Genomic DNA, 3,233 nt, shown 5'->3' with positions numbered 1-3,233 from the left:
GAAACTGTGAGGAAATATATTAACAAGAAAACCTCCCCAGAACCACAAAAACGTCCGCCAAGACCGAGTAAACTTGATCCATACAAACCCTACATAGAAGTAAAAATTAAAGAAGGTCCCTATACCGCCGCTCGCCTATTTGGCCTAGTACCAGCGAAGCTGTCACCAGGTGCAAAGTAGATGGTACCAAAATTTGAATCGACTCTGTACCCCTTGTTTTCAACCGCAAAAAATCAGGATTTTGGGTATTCTTGCCCAACGCCCGAAAAAGTAAAATAAGCAATGAATTTTATAAAAATGTCGTTATTGTATCCGATGATCATTGATTTCGTCATCTTTTAGCTGAAATCGAACCTTTTCTAACAAAGAACTCACAATCTCTGAAACATTGAATGAGCGATCTCTGCTATGAAACTCATACTTTCCGTAAAGATTGATATGCCTCCATGCTACCGGAGATAGTTTCTTAATAATGCTCGCCTTTTCATGGCTTTCTATTGCTTCCATATGTTCGAGCAATTTGGAAAGGATAAAAGCGTTATAAAAAATGATGCTATTGGCAATCAGCCTTGTACACTCGCTCCATATCTGTTGCTCTAGCTCGGTCTTGACCCGGAATTTGCCAAAGTTAGCGTAAAATATTGCTTTTTTGAGTTTGTGGTGTGACTCTCCTCGGTTTATTGCCTTTTGAACATTTTGCCTCAAGTATGGGGAGTCTACATAATTGAGAATATAGAGAGTCTTAATGATATTATCGAACTCCCATAGAGCTTTTTTTGTTCTGTTTTTTCTTTCATAAGAACTTAATTTTCCAATAATGGTGCTTTGCGTTGTTGATTTTAAAGCAAGCGAAACTATGATCTTTTGAATATTCTCCCATTCTTCTTTAATAAGCCTGGTATTTATTTTTCGAATTGGCTTCAAAAGGCAGTTTTGGTATTCACTTTGGCTGCTGAAGCTATAAATCGACTTGGCCCTGCTAGATAGATTCTTGTATCGCGGTGCGAACATGTATCCAAATATATGCAAAATCGCGAAATTCACTTCATTCGTTCCGTATGAATCTGTTGAATGGATTTTGGATTTGATATCAGAGGTATTGTTAAAGAGTAAGTCAAAAACGTAGTGACTCTCATGCTCATTGGCACCGATAATCTTTGCATTGATCGGGACATGGTTAGCCACAAGCGTACATGCAGAGATACCTTTATTTAAGCCAAAGTATTTCGGAGAATACCTCGAATTAATCGTATCGAATTGTGTCTCATATTTCTGACCATCACTGCTTGAATGGATAATTTCTTCAGCAATATTGTAATACTTGAAAATAGGAAGTTTGGCCATAACATTACTGATTTTATCATTGGCATCCTTGAGGGTTTCGAGCCGTATAAAGTTGTTTGTAGTGCCAACCAGTTCCTGATAGCTTATATCTGAACTCTCAGCCATTTTGAAAAGACCGATATTCGTCCCGCATGCAACAATACAGGCAACTATTCTCTGGTTATCTGCCTCGCTTTTTGAGTACTTATCAAGAAGATGGGTAAACGACGGAATAAATCCACATTGTTCATCAACAAAATTAATTAACTCCACAATCCCTATTGGGAGAAATTGTTCATAGATCGGATTGTTTGCCGACTCTTCAATTTTTTTATAAGGAATGCTCCATTTGATCTTATCCCCTTTTCCGGTGATCTTAACATCCTGATTCTTTTTCTCTTTAATCCTATTGTTAACGGTATTCAGTGAATTTTCAACAGCTTCCTCGAAGGCAATGAGAATGTCGTCGATCGATTTGTGTAAATAGGGGAGATCAAGATTTTTTATGATGTTATCCTTATCATTCCATTTTTCATTATCAATAAGATCTTCTTCAAAGCTCCTAAACCGTACACTTTCTTTTACAAATACATCGCCTGATTCGAGTTTGAACTTCAAGAGACGATATATCAAAAACTCATATTTAGTGACATTCAGTTCCTTTATCATCATAGACTTTTTTCCAACTTTCGTCTGATGGGTATCATAAAGATAGCGTTTGAGCTTTGTTGGAATAAATTCGTGCGGAAAAGCATTAGTCTTAAACTGAGTTAGACTTTTACCCTCTCGAAATGCTTTCTTGAGGAAAATAACAGCTTTTAGGAGAGGATCATTGGGTTTTTGGCTCTTAAAATCGATATTCAAAAAGAGGTACCTTAAGTTGATTTTGAATTTCCTTGCTAGGTTTATGTAATGGTCCCACTCATATTCGGTATCATCAACGCTTGCGTTTGAAATGAAACTGGACAGAAAAGAAAACTTTTCTTTTTCTAGAATAGCAAACGCGATTTCCTTTACTTTCTGAAACTCAATATCTTCAGGTATAGTTTCGTCAACAAACAATCCTAAAATTTTCCCGACATCTTTCAGATGCTTATTTCCTTCAATCTTGTATTCATAAACTTTCTCTCGAGCTTTACGTTCTGCTTCATCAGTGTATTTATTAACGTAGTAAATGAAAGTATTCACCAGATTGTCGTTAATTTTCTGAAATCGATTGAATATAAAACAGATTAGATATACATATGTGGTTTCACGTCTCATTCTTTTGAGCTTATAGACCGTATAGTAATCAACAAGAGAAGCGTAGTATTTTATGTTCTCGTTTGAAATTCCAAGCATTGGAATAAGTTTCCGTGCAAACTCGTAGACATCTGTTAGGGATTCCCGTCTGCTGACTTCCTGAACAATTTCCTTATGACTGAAATCCTTAGGCTCCTTTTTTAAAAGTGTAAGCGCATGCAGGTACTCGTCAGCACATAGAAGATTGTTCATATTTTGTTGGTCTTTCATTGAGATATTTTTTATAACTGCCGATTCAAGACGTTCCCTTTCAGCAGTAATGGCTTGCCCGACAATGTCCTGCATAAAGCTATAAACGGGAACAACAATTCTGTGTTTTTCCAAATAATGCAGTAGTTCTTTAAAGACATAAACCGGTTTAGTATGGATACTTACAAGATTAAGGGCTTTCTCTTCAAGGATTTTTCTTATTTCAACGGTACAATCACGGTAATCAAGTAAGTGGAGTATTTGTGCCTGTTGGGTCAACCTAGTTGGATTGGAAATCTTCAAGTTTTGGAAATCATCAGCTTGAGGAAAAAAGGTCTGAAGGATGTACTTGATGTCTTCTTCTGCCTCTTTATGATTGATAGTAAAAAACATCTTCTTTGCTTTAAAATAACCCAGAT

The 3,233-nt window shown here is 36.5% G+C and carries 1 protein-coding gene and 1 pseudogene; one reads left to right on the top strand and one right to left on the bottom strand.

Annotated elements, in window-relative coordinates; all coding sequences use genetic code 11:
* Positions 1 to 141: pseudogene (locus tag VIK44_RS08655) on the top strand (IS21 family transposase); the annotation flags it as partial.
* A gap of 162 nt (positions 142 to 303) precedes the next feature.
* On the opposite strand, the gene VIK44_RS08650 reads toward VIK44_RS08655, so the two are convergent.
* Positions 304 to 3,233, bottom strand: a 2,930-nt coding sequence (locus VIK44_RS08650) for a Tn3 family transposase (protein ID WP_331553474.1), incomplete at its 5' end; no start/stop codon positions are given.

This window comes from Acetobacterium sp. (assembly GCF_036508315.1).
In the GTDB taxonomy this organism is placed as follows: Bacteria; Bacillota; Clostridia; order Eubacteriales; family Eubacteriaceae; genus Acetobacterium.
This window is presented reverse-complemented; position numbering and strand designations above follow the sequence as displayed.